We start from the raw sequence: 24173 nt of genomic DNA on the forward strand, positions 1-24173 counted from the left end.
GTCCACTTTAGTGGGATTGTATCACTTGTTTCGGAAAGTGTGAATTCTATGAAAGATACAAATATTGTTGTTAATGATGATGTTGGTCAATTGACCGATGAAGATAGAAAAAAGGCTTTTGTCCTTTGGTTTGATCAATTGCGTCGTAAAGATGTCAATTTAGTTGGTGGTAAGTCTTCATCATTAGGTGAATTGACATCTGGAACAAATGTCCCAGTCCCTTATGGTTATGCTACAACATCGACAGCATATCGTTACTTCATGGAAACTACTGGTTGCCGTGAGAAAGTGGATAAACTTTTGGCAACATTGAAGGATCCTGAAGATTCAGATCAATTGCACCGTGTAGCATCAAGCATTAGAAAAGTTATTAAGAGCGCAAAGATGCCAGAAATCTTAGCTACCATAATCGGTGATTCATACGATCAATTAGCTAAGAAAATGGGTCAAAATGAACCTTATGTAGCAGTTCGTTCAAGTGCTACTGCTGAAGATTTGCCAAATGCAAGTTTTGCAGGTGAACAAGATACTTACTTAAACGTTCATGGACGTGATAACGTTATTCGCAAGGTACAAGATTGTTATGCATCACTTTATACTGATCGTGCAACTTACTACCGGATTAAGCAACACTTCCCAGAAGAAAAGGTTGCTTTATCAGCTGCTATCCAAATGATGGCCTTCTCAAAGGCTGCAGGTGTTATGTTCACGGTTAACGTAGCTACTGGTGATGATACCAAGGTAATGATCGAAGGTTCATGGGGCTTAGGTGAATATATTGTCCAAGGCACTGTAACTCCTGATAACTATGTTGTTGATAAGAAGTCAATGACTATTTCAAGCAAAACCATCAATAACAAGAATATTGAATTGATTCGTTTGCCAGGTGGTGGCGTTGAGCAAAAAGATGTTCCTGAAGATATTGCTAAGAAACCAGCATTAACTGATGAACAAGTTATTGAACTTGCTGGTTATGCTGAACAAATTGAAAAGCACTATGGCTGTTACATGGATATGGAATGGTCTTTGGATCAAAACAATAAGTTATGGTTAGTACAAGCTCGTCCTGAGACAGTTTGGTCACAACGCAAGAAGAATGGTGAAAAAGCTAAGACTGAAGATGAGCAAGTAACTACAGATCATAAAGTATTATTGAAAGGTTTGCCAGCAAGTCCAGGTTTAGCAAGTGGTATTGTTCATGTGATTGATGATCCTAAGGACATTAAAGAATTCAAGAAGGGTGAAATTCTAGTAACGTTGATGACCTCACCTGATTGGGTTCCTGCAATGAAGAAGGCTAGTGCTATTATTACCAATAATGGTGGTATGACTTGTCACGCAGCTATCGTTTCTCGTGAAATGCAAATTCCATGTTTGGTAGGCACTAGTTCTCGTGGCTCTGCTGCAACCAGAATTTTAAAGACAGGTCAAGAAGTAACTGTTGATGCCAAAGACGGTGTTGTATATCAGGGCAAGATCGAAGAAGCTAAGAAACCACAAGCAAGTCAAGCTCCTACTACTAGTGTTGCTGAATACTTCCCACCAACAGCTACTAGAGTCATGATGAACTTAGGTGACCCTGATTTAGCAGAGAAGTACTCCAGCTTACCAGCTGACGGTATTGGTTTGATGCGTGAAGAGTTCTTATGGACTACTTATATTCACCAACACCCACTTTACTTGATTGAAACCGGTCATCCAGAAAGAGTAGTTAACGAATTAGCTAATGGCATTAGTAAGGTAGCTCGTGCTATGGCTCCACGTCCAGTTGTCCTAAGATTCTCAGACTTTAAGTCAGGCGAATATCGTAACTTAAAGGGTGGAGAAAAGTATGAACCACATGAATCAGCTGACCTATTAGGTTGGCGTGGTGCTTCAAGATATTACGATCCTAAGTACTTACCAGCATTTAAGCTTGAATTACAAGCTGTTAAGAAAGTTCGTAATGAATACGGTTTAAAGAACTTGAATGTTATGATTCCATTCTGCAGAACTGTTGAAGAAGCTCGTAAGGTAACTTCAATTATGGCTGATGAAGGCTTGGTAAGAAGTGCAGACTTCAAGGTTTATATGATGGCTGAAATTCCTTCAAACATTATCTTAGCTGATCAATTCAACCAATATGTTGATGGTTACTCAATTGGTTCCAATGACTTGACCATGTTGATCTTAGGTTGTGACCGTAACAGCGACATCGTTTCTCACTTATTTGATGAACGTAACTTAGCTGTCAAGAGAGCGATCCGTCACTTAATCAAAGCTGCTCACAAAGATGGCAAGACCGTTTCTATTTGTGGGTAAGCTCCATCTGAGTATCCAGAATTCACTGAATTCTTAGTAAGAAGCGGTATCGACTATGTATCAGTAAACCCAGATATGGTAAAGCAAACCAAGTTGAATGTTGCTCACTTTGAGCAAAGAATTTTACTTGACCATGCTACAGGGTTAGGCAGACAAGATCCAACTGACTACGAATGGTAATAAATTAAATAAACTATTGATCTAGCTGATAAAGATCGCTATACTAAAGAAAGTATTGCATCTGCGATCGGTGCAAAATCAACAGAAATTTAAAAATCTCCTTAAAGGAAAATTCCTTTAGGGAGATTTGTTTTTTATCTACCAATTAATTTAAATTTAGTCCAAGGTTTAATGAAGTCTAATAGAAATAATTCATCTTTTCGAATAGAGCCAATTTTATTCTTTCTTGAGTCTTTGTGTGGCTCTAATACAATTTGTAATTCATTTTTATAGATGCCAAAATCATCATTACCAATTAGGACATCGCCACGCTTAAAGATTTCTTCATTATCGTGTAATGGGTTAGGAATATCTTTATAAGTTACTCTTGGAATTGTGGAACGAATAACTGTGGTATTCATATCTCCGCGACGAAAATGCTGTGTTTCTTCAACGATCTTTTTTTCAATGTTATTGATTCCGTCGACATAATCAATATGAAGCTGCAATTGATAACGATTAACTTGTGATAATGCTCTAAGTTCATCTTCGCTTGCATAGGCATTTCCAATAATGACATCGTCAATTAAATTAGAGGCGAAAAGATGCATAGCTTGAACATCAATTGGTAAGTCGCGATCCTCTTCAAGAGTAGGTAAGCCATCTTCCACATTCCAAGGTCCCATTGTACCTGTTTGACTAGAAACAAATGCTGCAGTATGAATGTTAAATCTCTTGAATCGTTTGCTACAATCTAGGAAAAAGTTATAGGGTAAACCGGTTCCTCGTTGTGGATAAAAATTATGGCAACCGTAGATAAATGGCTCATTAGCTTGATAAGAAATGATGTTGTTTAGGTAATCAACATTGTTGCTCATATTTAATTCAATGATTAGACCATATGGGTTATAGGAAAGCATAGCTTCTGTTGCGCCATTGAATGCTTCATCTAATCTTATTCCAGTTGTCCCAATATCCGCAAAGAATTTAAGATCAGAATAGTCAATACCTAATTTTTTGAATAATTGTGGTGAAACATCAAGAAAAGTTTGATAACCTAATTTATTACCATATTCAATGATTTTCTTGTATTTGGCTTGTGTCTCCGCAGGACTACCTTGTATCTCAAGCATGCTCATAAAGATACGTGAGAAGCCATATTTATGTCCTAATGTTAAATATTTGGCATCTTCTTCAAAATTGCTATGGTCTGGATAAATGGACAGACCTAATGATCTCATAGTCATCTATAATACCTCACTTTTCTAGCTGTCTATACCAATTATAAATGATTTATTATTAAAGGTCTAGTCCAATAGCCTAATAAAAAAAGATGAGTAAAAAAACTCATCTCTTTTGATGTTATTAAACTTATTCGCTAAATAAAGCAGTTGAAAGGTAACGATCACCGCCATCGGGCACTACAGTTACTACAGTATGCCCTTTGCCAAGTTTTTTAGCTAATTCTAGTGCACCATGAATATTTGCCCCGGCAGAAATACCTGGCAAAAAACCTTCATTTTTAGCCACTTCGCGAGCAGTAGTCATAGCTTCTTCCGTTGAGACTTCCACTACACCATCATAAACATTCTTATCTAGGTTTTTAGGAATAAAACCAGCTGCAATACCTTGAATACCGTGTTTACCGGTCTTGCCGTCCTTGAGAAGAGGAGACTCAGCTGGCTCCAATGCGTAAACCTTAGTATGGCTGTTTTCACGTTTTAATGCACGACCAATTCCTGAAAGAGTACCACCAGTGCCGACCCCAGCTACAAATGCATCAATTGATTTGCCAATTCCATTCATAGCACCAATAATTTCAGGACCAGTAGTTAATTCGTGAATATTAGGATTTTCAGGATTGTCAAATTGCATTGGCATGAAGTAACCTTTTTCCTTAACTAGCTCCTCAGCTTTAGCAATTGAGCCTTTCATGCCTTCAGCACCAGGCGTTAAAATTAGTTCTGCACCATAACCTTTCATCAATTTGCGACGTTCAACACTCATTGTTTCAGGCATGACGATAATAATATGATAGCCTTTAGCAGCAGCTACCATGGCTAAACCAATTCCTGTATTGCCAGAAGTTGGTTCAACGATTGTACCACCAGGTTGCAAATTTCCATCTCTTTCTGCTTTTTCAATCATTGCTAAGGCAATTCTGTCTTTAATAGAACCAGCGGGATTTTCAAATTCTAATTTTACGTAAACATCGGCAGCGTCTTCTGGCACGATGCGATTTAATTTTAATAATGGTGTATTGCCGATTAACTCTGTAATTGAATTATAAATTGTACTCATATACTAACCTCTTATTTATTTAAAACTAATTTATTACTTTCTACTTCTTTTAACCAATTATTGAAAAATATCTTCTGAGTGTCTTGCCACTGAAAAAGTGGGGTGGACAACGAATAATTTTCTGGCTTCTTATAATGGCGGTCAGGATGAGCAGCAATTTCACGTTGATATTCATCTCTTAAGCCATTACGATCATATTCGATGTGTGAAAAGATAAAGTTTTGTTCAGGCTTATCTTTAGCAGATACCATAAAAAGATGACCATTATCATCAATTGAATTTATGGTTAAACGAGGATTCTGCATAATCTGCTTTTTGTCCATTTCTGCATAACGTGCATGGGGAGCAATAAAACCTTGGCTTAAGCCATTTAATAAGGGATGCGGCTCGATTATTAAATGAGAATAGATGCCGAAGATTTTCTCAGGTAAAATCCTTTTTTCAATACCATAGAAGTAATTCATTGCGACCATTGCGCCCCAACAGAAATAAAGTTGTTGTACTTTATATTTATTCAGTTCTTGGAGCAAACATCGAATTTCTTCAATGTAAGTGACATTTTTGAAATCAAGGTGATCAATGGGTGCGCCTGTGATAATAAAACCGTCAAAGTTACGTATTTGATTAAGGTTAAGTGGCTTTGATGTAGAAGCAACATCCATTGGAACAGGACGATCTTGATAATGCATACGTGGGTAGAAAAAAGTTAGATTCACTTTAGGTAGTACAGTCTTAAAACGTTTTTGCGTATCCATTTTGTTATGCATTAGGTTTAATACACCTATTCTAGTGTTAGTGCCAAGTTTATACCTCCTTACTTTTTACAAGTTATCTTAATTATATAGCTTATCAAAAATAAGTAAAGAAAAATGATTGTACAAAAAAACTGACATTACTGTCAGTTTGAAAAATATTTAAAAGATCGGTGAAAGCAATCTAGAAAAGTATTGTTTGAATTTTAACCATGAAGATTGTTTGGCAAAGTATTCATTAGTTAAAAGAGTACATTCTTCCAGGTCTTTTTCGAAAATAGTTTTTAATTCTTGTGCTAGGACTGGGTTATAGTTGAATGAGTTTACTTCAAAGTTCAATGTATAACTACGGAAATCTTGATTAGCTGAACCTACAGAAGATATGTCTGATCCACTTACCATAGTCTTAGCATGAATAAAGCCATCATTATATTTATAAACTTTGACGCCATGTGCTACCAAATACTTAGCATAGTATTCTGTTGCACGATAAACAAATGGATGATCTGGCATACATGGAATCATGATACGAACATCAACACCACTATTTGCGGAAACGATTAACGCTTCAAGAATTGAATCTTCTGGAATAAGATACGGCGTTTGAATATAGATATATTTTTTAGCACTGGCGATAATCCCCTCATAGCCACGGCGAATGCCATAATGTTGGTTATCTGGACCAGAAGAGACAATTTGCATAGCTACATTATCTTTTTGATTAAAGTCTTTACGATCAATAGTAAATTTCTTAAGTTCTTTTAATTCGAATTTTGGTAAACTGGTTCTTCTAGTCGAGGTATTCCAATCCATGGCGAATCTCGCCTCCATTAAAACTGGAGATTGACCTACAACTCGTAGATGAGTGTCACGCCAATGACCAAATTTTTTAGATTGATTTACATATTGATCACCAATATTAAAGCCACCAATATAACCAATTTCATGATCAATAATTACCAGTTTTCGGTGTAAATGGTAGTTTAGTCGTGGAGTGGTAAACCAGTGCTTTTTCGAAGTAGAAATAAATGGTTGTGCTTGACCGCCTAATTCTCTTAAATGATCGAAAAAAGCTGGTTTAGTACCGCGCGATCCAGAGGTATCATAAATCACTCTAACTTTAGCTCCATTTTTAGCAGCTTCTTCCAGAGCGTTTAAAACCCTTTTGCCTAGATTGTCAGCATAAAATGTATAAAACTCAAGACTAACAGATTTTTTAGCCATTCTAATATCTTTGATCATTTGTTCAAATAATTGTGGCCCATCAGTGAAAATCTTAACTTTATTTGCAAAAGTTAAAATAGCATCGTCATTATTTAGATTGAGTTCAGATAACATTCGAGCTCGGGGTACGCGTTCCTTTTCAGGAAGGAGATCATGTCCCTCTAACATTTTGCGTTGTTTATTTAAATAATAATTACGTGCCTTTTTCTGTTCCTCTTGGATAGCGAAAATTTCATCCTGTGAAAGTTGGCGCCCGAAAAACAGATAAAGGATAAAACCAATACCAGGCAAGACAGTCAAAACAAGCATCCAAGCCCAAGTTGCGACTACACTGCGTTGACTTCTAAAGACAGTCCAAACAGCAAAAGCAATATTGATTAACCATAAAACTTCAATGGTTCGTCGTATAACATCCCAAGTTAACATCATTGATAAATTACTCCCTTAAATAGTATCAATAAGTAATTTTAGCAGATATTATCTAAAAAAATGACTCCAATTATTTATTCTCTGATAAAATAGAAGTGGAGATAAAAAATACGAATTTATTAGACGGGGGTAGTGACAATGATGAGAAAGAAGATTATTTACATTGCCGGCTTAACTTTGATGGCTTTGGGCTTAGGAGCTGCAACTACTACCCAATCAGTTAGTGCAGCTGTTGCTAATCCAATTCAACAAGGTAAGAGATTAAATTTAACTAGAAAAGCTACAGTTTTTAATAAAAAAGGTGTTAAAGTTGGTCATTTAAGAAAGGGTAGAGTATACAAGATTCGTGCACTTCGTATTATCAATGGTGACACTTATGTTAAAATTGGCAGAAATAGATTCGTTAAAGAAGAGGCTTTCTTGCCATATTTAAAGCCAACTATGAAAGTTGAAAATAGAATAAAGAGACCATCATTTATTTACGATGAGAATGGTGAAAAGATCCCTGGTAAGTTTGTAAAACGGGGAGCTAAAGTAAATAATTTGGGTCATAAAGAAATTAATGAAAAGCCTTTTATTAAGATTGCAGAAGGTCAATATGTTAAAGCTTTTAATGTTTTAACTACTATCATTAATTATTAAATGTATTAGAGCATAAAAAAGAGAAGTTGCGATTGCAACCTCTCTTTTTTAGTTATCTATTTTTCATTACAGGTTGGTAAACCAAGTCAATTAATACTGCTGCAATAACTGCAACGACTACGGTAATTAGCAAATTCTGCCAACTAATTTGTGCCATTGCTAAACCACACAGAGCGAGGATAAAAGTTAAAATTACATCAGCAATTTGTACAATACCCACTAATTTAGATGGATAGTCTTGCCAGAAGTATTTACGTGTTCGAGTAATTAAAACAATCAGCATTGCGCTAAGTACTAAATAAACATAAACCATCGTTGAAATAGAATTGTGTGCCCAACCATGAGTATTGAGATACCAAACAAAGATGAAACCAATTAAGGTCCAGCCTGCAGCCAAAGAAAAGGCAATTTTGGCTAGTTTAGCCATATCCCAGTTCTCTGGCTTGTAAGTGATGTGCGTTCTATCGGTACCAATCATCATAGTAACCATGTTGTTCATAATAGTATAGATAACCATAGCATTTAAAGCCATTGGAATATAATTAAAGAAAAGATAACCAAAGGTTAATAGCATGGTTAATTCAGCAGTTCTGGCTAATTTGGTTAAAGACCAAGTAGTCATTCTTTGATATACACGGTGACCGGCATCAAGGATCTTAATAATTGAAGTTAAACCATCATCTAAAAGAACCATCTTACCTGAACGTTTAGCCACATCTGCTGCGTTGGATACAGCAATACCGACTTCCGCTTGTTTTAAAGCAGGTGAGTCATTGACACCGTCTCCAGTCATGCCCACGATGTAACCTTTCTTTTGGAAGAATTTTACCATTTTCAGTTTATCTTCAGGCAATACGTCAGCAATACCAGCTAATTGATTAATGTCAGTATTTTCATTGAAATCATGAATTGAAATGACTTCACCAGTTAAATCAACTTGCTCAGCGACTGCTGCAGCAGTTCTTTGATTGTCACCGGTTAACATGATAGGACGAACGCCACGTTTCTTAAGTTCTGCAAGGGCAGCCTTAGAATCTTTTCTAACTTTATCTTGCAAAATAAAGACACCAGCAAGTTGATTATCAATTAAAACAGCCACGGAACGACCAGCCTTAAAATTAATATCCTCAACTTTTTCATTAGCCGTTTTATCTATTAGAGATAATTGTTTGAATGAACCTAATTTGACATTATGACCATCAACATCAGCCATTGAGTAACCAGTATCAGAAGTAAATGGGGTGAAATTATTAGCCTTTATTACAGGGATGCTCTTTTTATTTAAAAATTCATCAATGGCGATATCAATAATACCAGCATTTCTCTTATCAGTAGCGGCACCTGTTAAGGCTAAAACGTCTTTATCTGGTAAATCACTTAAATCAGTCCATCCAGCAACCGCAGTTTTATTTTCAGTAATCGTTCCCGTTTTGTCGAGTAATAAGAGATTTAAGTTAGCTGCATCTTGAATACCCGTTAAGTCAGAAGTTAGAACGCCTTCTTTGCTGAGTCGTGTAGCTTCAAATGAATTAGAAAGTGCAAAAGTTGATGGCATTGCGACAGGAATTGAAGCAATAAACATCATAGCCAAGAATGGAAGCATATTAATGAAGGTGTTGAAATTACCACCTTTGAAGAATGAGGCGATAATGATTATCAGAGTAAGGACACCATCAAGCAGGCAAAGATAATAAATAATCTTTGTTAAGAGCTGTTGCAAGTGACCAGGAGCAGCTGAATTGTTGATCAAATTAATTGTTTTGCCACTTCTGGAGTCCTTACCAGTAGCTGTAACAATAGCCAAGCCATCGCCTTCTACCACAGTAGTACCAGCGTAAGCCGTACTATCAATTTCTTTTTTAACAGGCTTAGATTCTCCAGTAATTGAGCTTTCATCGCAAGCTAAATGACCATCAGCGATTCTAACGTCAGCAGCTAAGACGTCACCACGTTGTAGTGAGATTAAATCACCTTTGACTAATTGCTTTGAATCAATTCTAATCCATTTGCCATCACGTTCTACAGCAACTGTTGGCGTTAATTTATGTGAGATAGTATTTAGTACTCGCCTTGATTGCTTCTTTTTAGATGCACCATTAAAGGCTGCAAATAAAAGCATTAATAAAACAAATAATGATTGTACCCACTTGCCTAGAATACATTCAAGGATTAAAGCTCCTTCGAGGATCCAGGCGGAAAGATTCCATAACTTTGACAAGAATTCCTTAAAGAAATTATATTCTGGCTCAGGTACTTCATTTAAGCCATCTTCTTTAAGTCGCTTGTCCGCTTCGGCTTGAGTTAAGCCATGTAATTGTTCAGACATTTTATTCCCTCCAAATCTACCTTATTAAATTAGCACATAAATTGCTGCAATTAAAATACTGAAATACAATATAAGATATAAAATTTTTTAATATCACTAATTTGAAAAATAAAAAGGATAGATTATGAACCTTAAACAATTACGTTATTTTCTTGTAGTGGCAGAAGAGAAGCAGATTACTTCTGCTGCTGAAAGACTTTATATAGCTCAACCACCACTTAGTTATCAATTAAAGCAACTTGAAAAAGAATTAGGCGCACAGCTTTTTAAACGAACTGCTCATGGTGTTGAGTTAACTGATGCAGGGCAGATACTTCAAAGTTATGCTACAGAGATACTGTCTTTGGCACAAAATGCACGCAATCAAGTACATAAAACGATTTCTGGTGAATTAGGTACAATTGCAATTGGAATGGCATCTTCATCGACAGGATTAATTCCTATGCCTTCTTTTCAAAATTTGATTAAATTCTATCCAGAAATAAGTTTTGATATTTATGAAGATAATACTTTTGGCATTATAGATAAGTTAGAAAAGAAGACCATTGACTTAGGGATTGTTCGTACGCCCTACAATCGTAATGGCCTGAACGCTAAGACTTTGACCACGGAGAAAATGATGGCAGTTACAGTGGATCCTGAATTAAGAAAGAAAAAGCAGTTGTACATTAAAGATTTAGCCAATCAACCATTAATTATTTATCGACGTTTTGAAGACATTTTCAATCAAACTTTTGCTCATCATGGGTTTAAACCTTTTTACGCAGTTAAATGCGATGATTCTCGAACAGCAATTACCTGGGCTAAGAGAAAGATGGGAATTGCATTAGTTCCTGAATCTATTGCTACAACTTATGCTAAAAAAATAATGATTCCGGTGAAACATGCTAATTGGATTACTCATTTGCAACTAGTATGGCGGAAAGACGAGCAGGTTACACCATTAATGGATAAAATAATTAAATCAATCAGCTGAGAGAATTGTAACTTTTGTCTAATTGATCCATAATAAATGTAAGCGGATGCAAAATTAGACAGGAGGGATGATTTGATGAGTAGTCCTATTCATATTTATTCAGAAATTGGTAAATTAAAAACAGTTATGCTTCATCGACCTGGCAAAGAATTAGAGAATCTTTCTCCAGATATTCTTAATCGGATGTTGATTGATGATATTCCTTATTTGAAAATTGCACAGGAAGAACATGACTATTTTGCTCAAACTTTAAAAAAGCAAGGGATTCATGTTGTTTACTTAGAAGACCTTTTAGCTGAGTCATTGGTTAAAAAAGAAACTAGAATTAATTTCTTAGATAAATTACTCGAAGAGTCTGGTATTAAAAACAATGACCCTTTACATCAACTGCTTTTGGAATACTTGCTTAATATGCCACCAAAATTAATGGTAAAACAAGTAATCGCTGGAATTAAAAAGAGCGAGATTAAGAATGTAGAACCAACGTTAGCTGATTTAGCTGAAGATCCTGATTATCCATTTTATATGGATCCGATGCCCAACGTTTACTTTACTCGTGATCAACAAGCGGCAATTGGCAACGGCATGACGATTAACCGGATGACTTTTAGAGCAAGAAGACGGGAATCGCTCTTTATGAAAACAATTCTTGAGCATCATCCTGATTTTAAGGATCAAGATATTCCAATTTGGCGTGATCGTGATACACACGGTCGAATTGAAGGTGGGGACGAGCTAATTCTAAATAATCATGTGTTAGCAGTTGGTATTTCACAGAGAACATCAGCTACAGCCATTAGTGATTTAGCACGTAACCTTTTTGGGCATTCGAGTTTTGATACAATTTTAGCAATCAAGATTCCGCACAGTCATGCAATGATGCACTTAGATACGGTGTTCACAATGATTAATTATGATCAGTTTACAGTGAATCCCTTTATTTTAACTAAATCTGGTAAAATCGATATTTATGTACTGCAGCCGGATGGAAAAGGTGATGTTCGGATTACACCAAGAAATGATCTTCTGGCCGTACTGAAAGAATATTTGCATTTGTCAGAAATTGATTTAATTCCAACGGGTGGCGCGGATCCTATTGCTGCACCGCGAGAGCAATGGAACGATGGTTCTAATACGTTGGCAATTGCACCTGGCGAAGTAGTTACTTATGATCGTAATTATGTTTCTAATGATTTATTGAGAAAACATGGCATTTTGGTGCATGAAGTTCGTTCAAGTGAGCTATCCCGTGGTCGTGGTGGTCCAAGATGCATGTCATGTCCACTTGTTCGTGAAGATTTATGAGAGGCAAAAAAATGAAGTATTTACAAAATGTTTTTCAAGGCAGAAGTTTTTTAGACTGTAAAGACTATACACCAGCAGAAATTGAGTATCTGATTGATTTTGCGCTTCATTTAAAAGAGTTAAAGAGAGAACACATTCCACATGAATATTTAAAAGGCAAAAACATTGCTTTGCTTTTTGAAAAGTCTTCTACAAGAACTCGTTCTGCCTTTGTAGTTGCTTGCAATGATCTCGGGGCAAATCCAGAGTATATGGGTGCTGGTGAAATCCATTTAGGCAAGAAAGAAAGCGTTAAAGATACTGCTAAAGTATTAGGCAGAATGTTTGATGGGATCGAATATCGCGGTTTTGCGCAAAAAGATGTTGAGGATTTAGCTAAATATTCAGGTGTACCTGTTTGGAATGGCTTGACTGATAAATGGCATCCAACTCAAATGCTGGCTGATTTTATGACTATCAAAGAAAAGTTTGGTCATTTAAAAGGGCTAACTTTAGCTTATGTGGGTGATGGTCGTGATAATGTTGCGGACAGTCTATTAGTTGCTGGCAGCATGCTAGGAGTAAATATTCATATTGTAACTCCTAAGCCATTATTTACTCATCAAGACGTTCAAGCTATTGCGGAAAAATTTGCAAAAGATTCTGGATCACAAAACTTAATTACAGATGATATTCAACAAGGCGTTAAGGGAGCTAATGTTATTTATACCGATGTTTGGGTATCGATGGGTGAAAATGACTGGAGCGAGAGAATTAAGCTTTTGAAGCCATATACTGTCAATATGAAAATGATGAAAGCTACGGGTACGCCTGATGATCAACTGATTTTTATGCACTGTTTACCAGCTTTTCATGATCGCAGTACAGTAGTTGGTGAGGAAATCTATCAAAAGTATGGCTTAAGTGAAATGGAAGTGACAGATGAGGTCTTTAATTCTAAATATGCTTGGCAATTTACTGAAGCTGAAAATAGACTTCACTCTATCAAGGCTATAATGGCTGCAACTTTAGGTAATTTATTTATTCCTAGCGTTAATGAAAGAGGCAACTAAAATGAAAAAGATAGTTGTTGCTCTCGGAGGCAATGCGATTCAAGCTAATGATAATAGCGCTACTGCCCAGCAAAAGGCAGTCAGGAAGACGATGAAAGTCATAGCCCAGATGATTGAAAATGGGGATCAAGTGGCTATTACACATGGTAATGGGCCACAGGTAGGAAATCTGTTGTTACAACAACATAAGGGTGCTAGTGACGCTAATCCCGCAATGCCGCTTGATACAATTAGTGCGATGACTCAAGGCAGCATTGGTTACTGGATGCAAAAAGCTTTGGATGATCAATTCAAACATGATAATTATCCAAGCCAAGCAGTTGCTTTGGTCACTCAAACAATCGTTGACATTAACGATCCTGCATTCAACAATCCTACCAAACCAATAGGTCCCTTTTATAATTTCAATGAAATGCAAAAACAACGAATTTATCATCCAGATTATATTTATAAACAAGATGCAGGACGAGGATATCGGCAAGTTGTTGCTTCGCCTAAGCCATTAGAAATTGTAAATGCTCCAATTATCAAGAATTTGCTAAATAATAATTTTGTACCCATCGCTGCTGGTGGTGGGGGCATTCCTGTGGTTGTTGATCATGGTCATTTAGATGGCGTGGCTGGAGTAATTGATAAAGATTTTAGTGCCGCTAAGATGGCTGAAGATATCAATGCCGATGAATTAGTTATTCTAACCACTGTTGATAATGCATATTTGAATTACAATGAGGCTAATCAAACGGCCATTGGTAAAGTTAAAGTAGATCAGTTAAAGCAGTATCTTAAAGATGGTCACTTTGCGGCTGGTAGTATGAAACCTAAAATTGAGGCTGCAATTGAGTTTGTTGAAAAAACAGGGAATAGAGCTATTATTACTTCTTTAAGAAATGCAAATAAACTCAATGATGAAGTTGGCACAATCGTTTATAATTAATGCGGTGATTATGAATGAATATTTTTAATGAAGGAAAGCCGCAAGATATTGCTCATGTTTTAAGTGCTAAAGATAAAAGAGTAGCTCTGCAACAAGCAATTTTTACTAAATATCCAATAGGGACACTTGTTGATATCAATTTGAATATTCCTGGTCCGATTAAAAATAATTGTTATTTGGAGAAATTGTTTAGATTTGGAATTTCGCAGTTGGAGAAAAAGTGGCAAAATATGGAGTATTCCTATCGATTGGTTTCTTCGTTGGATGAAGATACTGGTTGTGAGAATTTCTATATTCTTGACTTGCCAGCAAAAGTTGTTAAAAAATCTACTGTTGATTTTGAGGATAATACATCACTGGGTCGTTTATTCGATGCAGATGTTTTAGTTAAGAATCAGGCAGCTGCAATTTCCCGTAAAGATCTTGGAGAAAGGCCAAGACGTTGTTTTCTTTGTAATCGACCAGCAAAAGAGTGTTCTCGTTCTAGACGTCATTCGGTAGTAGAGATGCAGGACTATATTTCTAGGTTATATGAAAAATATGTGAAGTGAGATAGGTTAAATATCTATCTCTCTTTTCATTTTTGTTTAAAAATTACTGCTAAATTTGATCAAAATGATCTAAAATAAAAAGTGAGATAAATGATAAGTATATATGTTTATTAGGAAAAGATATGAAATTAGAAAATAATCAAGACAACTTAGATCAAATTGCCACTTTAATTGAGTATGCTTTTTTAAAAAATAAAGATTTAGAACATGATGTTAATTTTATGTCACGTTATGATCATAGTACTAGCTATGGTTATTTTGATAAAAAGAAACTAACTAGCTATATTATGGTTAACCAGTTCAAAAGCGAAGTCTTTGGACATCATTTGCCAATGGCTGGTATAGGGTATGTTGCTTCATATCCAGAATATCGGGGGCAAGGCCATATTTCTAAATTGATGAAAGAAATACTGCAAGATTTGCATGAACAAAATATCCCCTTGGCTAATTTAGCTCCTTTTTCTGAAGGGTTTTATCGGCAGTATGGTTTTAGTAATAGTATTTACCAAAAAGAATATACATTTTCGGGGAATGCGTTAAGGAATTTTAAATTACCAAGAAATGGACATGTTATCCGTGGTGACTGGAATGACCTTAATGTCCAGAATGGTGTAATTCAATTGTATGAACGCCAATTGCATACTGATGATGAAAGAAATACGATGGTTAGGGATGCTTGGTGGTGGAATAGATTAGATACCTACTATCCTAATCGTCATATAGCTGTTTATTTTGATGGTGATGGCAGGCCGATGAGTTATCTGATCTATCGTTTAATGGAACAGAGATTTATTGCAGATGAGCTGTACTCCATTACACCACAAGGTTTATTAAGTATGCTGGGATTTATGAATTCTCATGCAGGATCAGTTAAAGAATTTTGTATGATTTTACCTGAAAAATCCTTATTGGCAGAATTATTTTCAGAGCAAAGGCAACTTAAAGTTCGTGTTCGTCCATTCATGATGAGTCGAATAATCGATTTTAAACAGATAGTTGAATGTACGAAGCCGATTCAAAATGAGACTTTCAACCTTGAAGTTAACTCTGATGATCAGTGCCCTTGGAATATTGGCGTATGGCAAATTAATAGTCAGAATGGACAAGTAACTTGCAGTCGAAAAGAAGATGAACTAGTTGATTTTTCTGGTTCAATTACTGCTTGGACACAAGTTCTTTTAGGTCGACTAACTATGAGTGAAGCTGTTAAACTAGGATTGATCACTGATTATCAGATAAAGAAGCTTGACTTCAAAAAGGGTGACGTTTCCTTCTATGATTATTTTTAGAGGAAGGCTTTTGAAATGAGCAGACAGAAGAAAATAAAATTGTTAAAGTGCGTAAGTATAATTGTTAGTGGTTTGAATGTTCTTATTTCACTAATGATTATGGTCAATAAGTATCAAATCAAGAAAGATAAAAAAAGGATTGCAGAAGATGGTCATGCACCATTAGATGAGAATTAAAATGAATCAACTTAGAATAGCATATTTTGATCAGCTTGGCAGACGCGAGTTAGATGCTGCGAAGGATAAATTAAAGCAAGTATATCCTAGTGTAAATATTAAGTTGGTGGGAACAGGTCATGATGAAATTTGGGATAAATTAACTAATCATGAAGTCGATTTAGCAATTAATGATTTACGAGATGAAAAAAATAGTTTTTCCTCTGAAACTATTAGTAAAAGTGGATTAATGGCTATCCTGCAAAAGGGTAGTTATCTAAGAGGTGTTCAGATGATTGAAAAATCTGAATTAACTGATCTAACTTGTTTCATAGTAGCTAAACCAGAAGAAGAAGCTGCGGAATTACATTTATTTAAAGATCTCTATCAAATTAAAAGTCCATTTATAGCTTCTAATTCAGTTGAAGAAGCAGCTCTTTTAGTAGCGTCAGGTTCAGGATATTTCTTAATGAATGAAAATACTGCAAAATTGATAAAAAATGATTCTCTTCAGCAACTTTTCTTGTTGGATGAAGGAAAGCAAATGCATCAAACAATTGCAGCATTTTATCAAGAGAAAACTCCTATAATTAGTAAATTTCTCCAAATTTTGAAAACAGAATATTAAGATTTAACAAGATGGATACCGACACCTAGAAATTAGGTTAATCAAAAGTTAAATTTAAAAGCCACATTTTTGTGTGGCTTTTTGAGTAGGCAAATTATATTGATTGTACTAACTAACAGCCAAAGTGCAAGTAGCGTTAAAGAGATAATTAATAAAGTAATATATGCTTCAATACTTATGTATGAATAGTATTGGAACAAACTTAAGTGTTTTTCTCATCTCTATTTTCTCATTTCAATAATTTAATTTGTTGCTTAAAATTACATATAATTAAAAAAATCTATTTCTTATATTAAGTTAATGATGAAGCTGGGTAATTCCAAAAAAACAGTTATTGCAGTGCTGCAAATTGTAATATGCGAAAAAGCGTAGGTGATAAATAACATTAATAGAAACTAAATGAAATTACGTATATACTTATTTGCTTTGTAAAGTAAATCTCTGATATGATAAATTTTAGATGAAATTTCTAAAAACATAAGGGAGGTTTATTATGAAAAAATTTATCAAAGTGGGTGCTGTTGCATTAGCCTTGACTGCTTCAGTAGGGACTATTGCTCCAGTCATTTCTCAACCTCAGACTGTAGAAGCTGCTTCTAAAACTATCAAAAGTGGTTCACTCACTTTTTACATTAAGAAGAAACAAGTAAGAAAATCTTCTCTTAAAGGTAAGAAGATTCTAGTGCTGTGGGTAAATGTTACTAACCATGGTAAAAAAACAGTTAAGAGTGAAATGTTGATGAACTATACTGGTGTTAATGCTTATCAGCAAGTGCATGGAAAATGGCAAGAATTGACTACAGGTGCTACTAATTCCTCTTCTTTGATTAAGGGACTAGGTAAGATGGAACATAATTTGAAACCGCATAAAACTATTAAAAATGGTGTAATTATGTTCACTTTAGAAAACCGGAATAAGGTTAAGGTTGAATTCCAAAAGGGTTATAATCAAATAACAGCTAGACGTTACTTTAAAGTTAAATAAAATTATAGAAGCATTTATCGATCATTACGATAAATGCTTTTTATCTAGAGTTTTAACAGAGAATAATTATGAGGTTACCACTAAGCCTTTGTTACCTATTTAATTCAAATATAGATTAACTTTTAATGAATTGATTAAAAATCACTTGTTTTTTGATGTAATAATACTGTAAAATTAGTAATGAAAGCGAATACATAAATACTAAAATTCTGGAGATGATTTTTATGCTTAAAAAGAATTTATTACCTTTAACCTCAATGGTATTAGTTTTAGGCTTAGGTGGATTAGTTACTCACATTGATTCAGTGCAAGCTTCAGCTTTTGGTCGAAGTGGAATAGTAACTGTGCCTAAGAAAATGCAGGGAACTTGGTATTCTTATGATCGTGATGCTCATAATGGCAAAAAAATCACCTTCACTGCACATACAGTTAATGGAAGAATGATTTATGTACAAGATAAAGATACGATTAATAATTACTTGAATGGTAAAATTAAGAATCAAAAAACTTTTGACCAAACTACCCAAAATTGGATGTCTGGTAGAATAACTAAAATGAAAAATGACGTCTTTTATGAAATTGATCCTTGGATTACTTTCGAAAAATGGAGTCTCTATAGAGTTACACCACAAATCATTAATGGTAAACAACATAACGTGTTAGTTTACTCGAGTAGATATGATGGTGGTAATTATTACAGAAGTAAAAAGCTTGCCAAGCAAATGAAAAATTTCAAATTTGAAAAAGTTAACTATACTATGTAAGAAAAATGCACCTAGGGGTGCATTTTTTGTGCGCTTTTAATAATTAAAATTATGTTAAGTAAACAAAAAATGCTGATTTTGTAAAAATCTATTATAATAGGTTTTAAAAATTAATCAGCGAGGGATAAAAATGAAATTACAAAAAGCACCTATTTTACATTTGTTTAAATTAGAAACTGATCCTAAGAATCATGATAATTTGGTCCAAAACGTGTTGTCTTCTCAATTTGAAAAGAATGCATTATTTGTACAAAGCGGTCATGAAACTGGTAATAAGAACTATGCTGTTGAATGTTTTCAAGACGAAGAACATTATCAAGCATTTTTGAACTCCGCAGAGTATCAAAAGGCTTTAAAGGCTGCTCATGGCATTTTAATTAATCGTGTTGATGTAGAGTTACAGCCAGAATTTATTTCCACTAAGGCGGAAGAATTGAATATTTCAGGTCCTAACGACTATGTGGTTTATATGACAGAAATTGGTGTGCAATTGGGTAAAGGTGATGAATTTGCTAACGGCGTCTTGAAAGAAATGAAAACGGCCGTTGAAAGTGAAGAGGGCATTATGGCCATGATTGCTGGTACTGTAATGAATCAACCTAATGAATGGTTATCTCTAGAAGTATACAAGACAGAAGAAGCTTATAAGAGCCATCTTGAAACTAAACACTTCAAGAAATATCTTGAAGCAACTAAATACTGTGTTGAAAGTAAAGGTCTTCATTTGCTTAAACCAGATATTGTCTTTGATAAAGGAGAAATTTTTTATCGTCCTTAATAATGAAAAAGGGCAAGACATTAAAAATGTGTCTTGTCCTTTTATTTGTATTAATTATTTTTAGCGATTTCTCTTAACTCGTACGTCAACGGGCTTCTTAAGTAATACTGAACTAATCCCCATTAAACCTGTTAATACTAAAGTTGTGCCAAATATGATTAGTTTAATCATCGTTCTTTTTCCTTTCGTTTAATTGTTGTCAGTATAAAGGAAATAGTTTAAGAAAGAATAAGTAAAAAGTAATAGATTGTTAAAGAGTAGGATTAAAAAAGACTATGAAAAAAATCTAGTTGCAAGTAAAATAGTTATAGAGTCAAGTCTAATGCATACAAAAACAGGAGAAAATTCTCTCCTGTTTTTAATTTAACATTGATTAAATTATGTTAAGTTTATTTAAGCGATAAAATTATCATATATTGTTTTGATTACTGCTTCTTCATCTTTTCGTTTAGTTCCTATCATAATTGATATTTGGGATGCACCCTGATTAATCATTTGAATCGAAATATCTTTTTTACCAAGAGGGTATAAGATGCTTGCACAAAGTGTCAGCTTATCCTTCATCCCTTCACCAACAACCATGGTAATTGCATAATCATCAATCCATTGCATTTGGTCAGGATTAAGGCTAGTTTGAATTTCATTACAAATTACATCAATTAATTGATCACTTAAGGCATCCTTCTTAAAAATTATGGTTAAATCATCGATTCCGGATGGCATATGTTCATAAGAAACATGATGACGATTAAAAATCTCCATTAGTTTAAGAGTAAAACCAGCACCTTTATTAAGCATATATTTTCTTAAATAAAGGGCTGCGAAATTTTTGCCACCAGCGATTCCTGTAATTGTTCTTTTAGGTACAAATCCTTCTTCAGGCACAATTAAAGTTCCTGGCTTTTCAGGATGATTAGTATTTTTAACATTTACTGGAATCTCGCCTTCAATGGCTGGAATTAAGGCTTCATCATGAAAAACAGAAAAACCAGCATAGGATAATTCTCGCATTTCCTGGTAAGTCATTTTTTTAATCGGTTTAGGATTCTCAATGATATTAGGATTAGCAGAGAAAATTGCGTCAACATCAGTGAAATTTTCGTATAATTCTGCATTCAATCCTCTTGCCAAAATAGCGCCAGTAATATCCGAGCCTCCACGTGAGAAGGTAGCAATATGACCAGACGGCGTTATACCGTAAAAGCCTGGAAAAATGATGCGTTCATCTTTATTTATTTTAACGCGCTTTAAATTGACATAAGTTTCAGGATTAACCTCAGCGTTGTTAGGCATCCCTGTTACAATGAGTCCTACATCTTTAGGCTCAAGAAAGCGTGTCTTGATTCCTTGATGATTTAATATCTTTGATATGAGTAAAGCGTTTAGTCTCTCACCATGAGCTTTAAAAGCAGCCATACGATAATCAGCATTAGGGTAAGATAGTTTGGGTAAAGTTAAAAGAATACGCTTGATTTCAGTCAAATCAGACTCGTTTAAATCAAAGTATTGTGCAATTAGCTCGTAACGCTTGAATACTTCATTAGCAATATCTTCGTAATTGTTGCTTCTCAGACTGGTATAAGCGTAAGTGATCAATAAATCAGTTACCTTAATATCATCTTCACTTCTTTTTCCTGGTGCTGAAACAACTATTACTTGTCTTTTAGGATCATTTTTAATGATGTCTAAAGCCTGATTGACATTATTGCCAGTGGCTAAGGAAGATCCTCCAAATTTAACAACTTTCATGTTTACCTCGTAAAAACTCTTACTTTAAATTTAAAATTGAGCTAATTTCTGCCTCCATATTGCTTGGATCAATAATCATTTCTTTATGAGGTTCGTGGTCAAAGAGGGCACGAACGCCAATTGATAGTTGACCGCCTAGTTCATCATGTAGTTTCTTTATTGCAGCGACACCTGTTTGAGGACATTCTCTGCCAGTAATAGCTGTATAAACCGTTTCAGGGAACTTGTAAGGACTAGCCGTAGAAACAATTACCATTGGAGTTTTATCTTTAGATTTTTGTTGGTATTGATGAGCTACATAAGAGCCAACTGCTGTGTGAGGATCAATGACGTAGCGATCATAATCATAGATTCGTTTGATTTCTGCTTTTACTTCATCTTCAGAAGCAAAAGCAGCTGCAAAAATATCTTGCATTTTAGAAAAGACTTCACCGGAAACTTGGTAGTGTCCCCTTTGAGTTAACTGATTCATTAGGCTAGCAATTTCTTGGGAATCTTCCTGGTAAAGATCAAATAAAAGACGTTCTAAATTGCTGGAAACTAAGATATCCATTGCCGGAGCGTTAGTTAAATGGAATTTACGACGCTTATCATAAACACCATTATTAAAGAAGTCGGTTAATACATTATTTTCATTTGAAGCACAGACTAATTTATTGATCGGTAATCCTAGCTTTTTGGCATAATAACCAGCTAAAATATCACCAAAGTTTCCAGTTGGTACTGCAAAATTGACTTTATCACCTAATTTAATTTCTTGTCTGCGAACTAATTGACCATATGTATAAAGATAGTAAGAAATTTGTGGAACGAGTCGACCAATATTCATTGAATTAGCTGATGAAAATTGGAAACCATTTTGATTTAACTTAGTTCTAAAAGTTTTATCATTAAAGATTTTCTTAACTTCCGTTTGTGCATCGTCAAAATTACCCTTAATGGCAATAGCTCGGAGATTATTACCACGCTGACTAAGCATTTGTTTAAGTTGAACTGGACTGACTCCGCCTTCAGGATAGAAAACAATGACTTGAGTGCCATTTTGGTTGGCAAAACCTCGCATAGAAGCAGTACCAGTATCACCTGAGGTTGCGGTTAAGATGATAATATCGCGATCGATTTTTTTAATTTGAACTGCCCGTGTCATCAATTGAGGGAGCATTTGTAAAGCAATATCTTTAAATGCTAGGGTTGGACCGTGAAATAGTTCCATGTAAAAGTTGTCATCGTGTTTTTCGATGGGAACAATGCTACGATCATCCCATTGTTCACTGTAGGCATTGATAACTGCTGATTTAATTTGTTCTTTAGAGAAATCGTCAAAGAATAGACTAATGATCATCGCTGAAATCTGCTTATAAGACAATTTAGGCAGATCTTCTAATTTAAAGTTAGCTTTTGGGAAAGCAAGTGGAACATAGAGACCACCATCTTGTGCTAATCCTTGAATAATAGCAGCTGGTGCATTTAAAGTGTTTTCCTTTGATCCGCGTGTACTACGGTATTTCATAAAAATCGTCCTCTTCTTAAGTCTGAAATATAAGTATATTAACTATTGTAACTTGTTTTTGCCTTGTGTTACAATCATAAAAATAAGAAAATCATTAAAATAGAGGAAATGGAAAATGGCAATCAAAATCGCATTACTTGGATTAGGAACTGTTGGTTCTGGTGTTTTAAAAATAATCAAAAATAACCAAAAAAAGATCAAACAAACCAGTGGGGAAGAGATTGTTATTAAGAAAGCGTTGGTCCGTAATCCCAATAAACATAAGAATGTGGCTAAAGAACTTGATTTAACTACTGATTTTATGGAAATTCTTCAAGATCCTGAAATTAAAATTGTAGTTGAACTAATGGGCGGTCTTCATCCAGCAAAAGAATACATTTCTGATGCTCTTAACGCGGGTAAAAATGTAGTAACTGCTAATAAAGACTTAATGGCTACTTATGGTTCTGAACTAATTGCTCTAGCTGCGAAGGATAGATGTGACTTAATGTACGATGCCAGTGTGGCTGGTGGTATTCCAATTTTAAGAACTTTAAGTACCTCTTATGCCAGTGATATGATTTCTGAGATTCAAGGGATTATCAATGGTACGACTAATTATATTTTGTCCCAGATGGGAGAGAAGGGCCTGAGTTACGATGCAGCCTTAAAGCAGGCGCAAGAATTAGGTTTTGCGGAAGCTGATCCAACTAATGATGTAACAGGCAAAGACGCTGCTTATAAAATTGTTATCTTAAGTAAATTTGCGTTTGGTACCAAGATTGGAATTAATGATTTTACTATTGAAGGAATTAATAACTTACAAGATTTTGATATTAAGCAAGCGCAAAAAATGGGTTATGTTATTAAGTTAATTGGGATTGCCAAAAATATAGCAGGTAAGCTATTTGTGGAAGTTGCTCCTTGCCTTTTGCCTGAAAATGCGATCATGGCTCATATTAAAAATGAAATTAATGCTTTACAAATTAAGAGTCAGAGCTTAGGTACTGCAGTCTTTACAGGACCAGGAGCAGGTAGCTCAGCCACTGCTAGCTCTGTAATGAGTGACGTAATTGCGGAAACTAGCAACTATGTAAAGCAAATAAATGGTAAGCCTTTTAGTAATTTCTCAAGAATAATGAAATTAACTAGTTCAGAAGATGTTAAATATCCATATTACTTGTCGTTTGATGCGGAAGAAACTTTATTCACTTTGAGTAAACTACTTTCGAAGTTAGAGATTCCGGTAAGAGAAATAAAACGAATTAATCAAAAAACTGTTGTAATGACAGAAGAAATTAGTCGTCAACAGCTTCAAGATTTAGCAATTCAAGATCAATATTTAAGAGCTAGTTACAAGGTTTTAAAGTGAAAAGAGGGTTA

Annotated in this window: 20 protein-coding genes and 1 pseudogene; 14 read left to right on the top strand and 7 right to left on the bottom strand. The window is 34.9% G+C overall.

Annotated features, from left to right (window positions below):
• Positions 1–48: 48 nt before the first annotated feature.
• Positions 49–2481 (top strand): annotated as a pseudogene (ppsA, locus tag FC57_RS01845) (phosphoenolpyruvate synthase).
• A 134-nt stretch (positions 2482–2615) separates the two neighbouring features.
• On the opposite strand, the gene FC57_RS01850 reads toward ppsA, so the two are convergent.
• The 4 genes from FC57_RS01850 to cls form a co-directional block, all read right to left on the bottom strand.
• Entirely contained in the window at positions 2616–3707 is a 1092-nt protein-coding gene (locus FC57_RS01850; protein WP_007126295.1) for a DUF871 domain-containing protein, read from the bottom strand.
• A gap of 124 nt (positions 3708–3831) precedes the next feature.
• Positions 3832–4761 (bottom strand): cysteine synthase A, encoded by a 930-nt coding sequence (gene cysK / locus FC57_RS01855; RefSeq protein ID WP_007126294.1) that lies wholly within the window; start codon positions 4759–4761, stop codon positions 3832–3834.
• An 11-nt stretch (positions 4762–4772) separates the two neighbouring features.
• Positions 4773–5546: a homoserine O-succinyltransferase gene (locus FC57_RS01860; RefSeq protein ID WP_262361607.1), complete on the bottom strand. Its 774-nt coding sequence runs from the start codon at positions 5544–5546 to the stop codon at positions 4773–4775.
• Positions 5547–5675: 129 nt separating this feature from the next.
• Positions 5676–7166 (bottom strand): cardiolipin synthase, encoded by a 1491-nt coding sequence (cls, locus tag FC57_RS01865; RefSeq protein ID WP_007126292.1) that lies wholly within the window; start codon positions 7164–7166, stop codon positions 5676–5678.
• Positions 7167–7304: 138 nt separating this feature from the next.
• Between cls and FC57_RS01870 the strand changes: the two genes are divergently transcribed.
• Complete coding sequence (locus tag FC57_RS01870) at positions 7305–7808, top strand: SLAP domain-containing protein (protein WP_007126291.1); 504 nt, start codon at positions 7305–7307, stop codon at positions 7806–7808.
• Between the two features lie 52 nt (positions 7809–7860).
• Here FC57_RS01870 and FC57_RS01875 read toward each other — a convergent pair whose 3' ends face one another.
• Positions 7861–10134, bottom strand: a complete 2274-nt coding sequence (locus FC57_RS01875; RefSeq protein WP_007126290.1) for an HAD-IC family P-type ATPase — start codon at positions 10132–10134, stop codon at positions 7861–7863.
• Between the two features lie 124 nt (positions 10135–10258).
• On the opposite strand from FC57_RS01875, the gene FC57_RS01880 reads away from it, so the two are divergent.
• From FC57_RS01880 to FC57_RS01925, 11 genes are all read left to right on the top strand, one after another.
• Positions 10259–11110, top strand: a complete 852-nt coding sequence (locus tag FC57_RS01880) for a LysR family transcriptional regulator (RefSeq protein WP_007126289.1) — start codon at positions 10259–10261, stop codon at positions 11108–11110.
• A 75-nt stretch (positions 11111–11185) separates the two neighbouring features.
• Positions 11186–12415, top strand: coding sequence for an arginine deiminase (arcA, locus tag FC57_RS01885; protein WP_007126288.1), 1230 nt, complete (start codon positions 11186–11188; stop codon positions 12413–12415).
• A gap of 11 nt (positions 12416–12426) precedes the next feature.
• Positions 12427–13467, top strand: a complete 1041-nt coding sequence (argF, locus tag FC57_RS01890) for an ornithine carbamoyltransferase (protein WP_040529714.1) — start codon at positions 12427–12429, stop codon at positions 13465–13467.
• A gap of 1 nt (position 13468) precedes the next feature.
• The gene (arcC, locus tag FC57_RS01895; RefSeq protein WP_040529712.1) at positions 13469–14401 is read left to right on the top strand and encodes a carbamate kinase; all 933 of its coding nucleotides are present in this window, start codon (positions 13469–13471) and stop codon (positions 14399–14401) included.
• A 14-nt stretch (positions 14402–14415) separates the two neighbouring features.
• Positions 14416–14952: a citrate lyase holo-[acyl-carrier protein] synthase gene (gene citX, locus FC57_RS01900; protein ID WP_007126285.1), complete on the top strand. Its 537-nt coding sequence runs from the start codon at positions 14416–14418 to the stop codon at positions 14950–14952.
• A gap of 122 nt (positions 14953–15074) precedes the next feature.
• Positions 15075–16241, top strand: a complete 1167-nt coding sequence (locus FC57_RS01905; RefSeq protein WP_007126284.1) for a GNAT family N-acetyltransferase — start codon at positions 15075–15077, stop codon at positions 16239–16241.
• Between the two features lie 15 nt (positions 16242–16256).
• Positions 16257–16418: a hypothetical protein gene (locus FC57_RS11075; RefSeq protein WP_007126283.1), complete on the top strand. Its 162-nt coding sequence runs from the start codon at positions 16257–16259 to the stop codon at positions 16416–16418.
• A gap of 1 nt (position 16419) precedes the next feature.
• Positions 16420–17025, top strand: a complete 606-nt coding sequence (locus tag FC57_RS01910; protein WP_040529854.1) for a LysR family transcriptional regulator substrate-binding protein — start codon at positions 16420–16422, stop codon at positions 17023–17025.
• Between the two features lie 493 nt (positions 17026–17518).
• The gene (locus tag FC57_RS01915) at positions 17519–18010 is read left to right on the top strand and encodes a DUF5067 domain-containing protein (RefSeq protein WP_007126281.1); all 492 of its coding nucleotides are present in this window, start codon (positions 17519–17521) and stop codon (positions 18008–18010) included.
• Between the two features lie 215 nt (positions 18011–18225).
• The gene (locus FC57_RS01920; protein ID WP_007126280.1) at positions 18226–18774 is read left to right on the top strand and encodes a hypothetical protein; all 549 of its coding nucleotides are present in this window, start codon (positions 18226–18228) and stop codon (positions 18772–18774) included.
• A 130-nt stretch (positions 18775–18904) separates the two neighbouring features.
• Positions 18905–19552, top strand: a complete 648-nt coding sequence (locus FC57_RS01925; protein WP_007126279.1) for an antibiotic biosynthesis monooxygenase — start codon at positions 18905–18907, stop codon at positions 19550–19552.
• A 393-nt stretch (positions 19553–19945) separates the two neighbouring features.
• On the opposite strand, the gene FC57_RS01930 is transcribed toward FC57_RS01925, so the two are convergent.
• Both FC57_RS01930 and thrC read right to left on the bottom strand, forming a co-directional pair.
• Positions 19946–21301 (bottom strand): aspartate kinase, encoded by a 1356-nt coding sequence (locus FC57_RS01930; RefSeq protein WP_007126278.1) that lies wholly within the window; start codon positions 21299–21301, stop codon positions 19946–19948.
• 19 nt (positions 21302–21320) lie between these two features.
• Positions 21321–22811 (bottom strand): threonine synthase, encoded by a 1491-nt coding sequence (thrC, locus tag FC57_RS01935; protein ID WP_007126277.1) that lies wholly within the window; start codon positions 22809–22811, stop codon positions 21321–21323.
• Between the two features lie 115 nt (positions 22812–22926).
• Here thrC and FC57_RS01940 point away from each other — a divergent pair, with 115 nt between their 5' ends.
• Positions 22927–24162, top strand: a complete 1236-nt coding sequence (locus FC57_RS01940; RefSeq protein ID WP_007126276.1) for a homoserine dehydrogenase — start codon at positions 22927–22929, stop codon at positions 24160–24162.
• Positions 24163–24173 lie beyond the last annotated feature (11 nt).

The sequence above is a fragment of the Lactobacillus ultunensis DSM 16047 genome (genome assembly GCF_001436305.1).
Taxonomy (GTDB): Bacteria; Bacillota; Bacilli; order Lactobacillales; family Lactobacillaceae; genus Lactobacillus; species Lactobacillus ultunensis.

What these genes read in the sequence shown, in the direction of transcription:
- FC57_RS01850 (WP_007126295.1), bottom strand. Translation starts at nt 3,707, where the DNA reads ATGACTATGAGATCATTAGGTCTGTCCATTTATCCAGACCATAGCAAT.
- cysK (WP_007126294.1), bottom strand. Translation starts at nt 4,761, where the DNA reads ATGAGTACAATTTATAATTCAATTACAGAGTTAATCGGCAATACACCA.
- cls (WP_007126292.1), bottom strand. Translation starts at nt 7,166, where the DNA reads ATGATGTTAACTTGGGATGTTATACGACGAACCATTGAAGTTTTATGG.
- FC57_RS01870 (WP_007126291.1), top strand. Translation starts at nt 7,305, where the DNA reads ATGATGAGAAAGAAGATTATTTACATTGCCGGCTTAACTTTGATGGCT.
- FC57_RS01875 (WP_007126290.1), bottom strand. Translation starts at nt 10,134, where the DNA reads ATGTCTGAACAATTACATGGCTTAACTCAAGCCGAAGCGGACAAGCGA.
- FC57_RS01880 (WP_007126289.1), top strand. Translation starts at nt 10,259, where the DNA reads ATGAACCTTAAACAATTACGTTATTTTCTTGTAGTGGCAGAAGAGAAG.
- arcA (WP_007126288.1), top strand. Translation starts at nt 11,186, where the DNA reads ATGAGTAGTCCTATTCATATTTATTCAGAAATTGGTAAATTAAAAACA.
- argF (WP_040529714.1), top strand. Translation starts at nt 12,427, where the DNA reads ATGAAGTATTTACAAAATGTTTTTCAAGGCAGAAGTTTTTTAGACTGT.
- arcC (WP_040529712.1), top strand. Translation starts at nt 13,469, where the DNA reads ATGAAAAAGATAGTTGTTGCTCTCGGAGGCAATGCGATTCAAGCTAAT.
- citX (WP_007126285.1), top strand. Translation starts at nt 14,416, where the DNA reads ATGAATATTTTTAATGAAGGAAAGCCGCAAGATATTGCTCATGTTTTA.
- FC57_RS01905 (WP_007126284.1), top strand. Translation starts at nt 15,075, where the DNA reads ATGAAATTAGAAAATAATCAAGACAACTTAGATCAAATTGCCACTTTA.
- FC57_RS11075 (WP_007126283.1), top strand. Translation starts at nt 16,257, where the DNA reads ATGAGCAGACAGAAGAAAATAAAATTGTTAAAGTGCGTAAGTATAATT.
- FC57_RS01910 (WP_040529854.1), top strand. Translation starts at nt 16,420, where the DNA reads ATGAATCAACTTAGAATAGCATATTTTGATCAGCTTGGCAGACGCGAG.
- FC57_RS01915 (WP_007126281.1), top strand. Translation starts at nt 17,519, where the DNA reads ATGAAAAAATTTATCAAAGTGGGTGCTGTTGCATTAGCCTTGACTGCT.
- FC57_RS01920 (WP_007126280.1), top strand. Translation starts at nt 18,226, where the DNA reads ATGATTTTTATGCTTAAAAAGAATTTATTACCTTTAACCTCAATGGTA.
- FC57_RS01925 (WP_007126279.1), top strand. Translation starts at nt 18,905, where the DNA reads ATGAAATTACAAAAAGCACCTATTTTACATTTGTTTAAATTAGAAACT.
- FC57_RS01930 (WP_007126278.1), bottom strand. Translation starts at nt 21,301, where the DNA reads ATGAAAGTTGTTAAATTTGGAGGATCTTCCTTAGCCACTGGCAATAAT.
- thrC (WP_007126277.1), bottom strand. Translation starts at nt 22,811, where the DNA reads ATGAAATACCGTAGTACACGCGGATCAAAGGAAAACACTTTAAATGCA.
- FC57_RS01940 (WP_007126276.1), top strand. Translation starts at nt 22,927, where the DNA reads ATGGCAATCAAAATCGCATTACTTGGATTAGGAACTGTTGGTTCTGGT.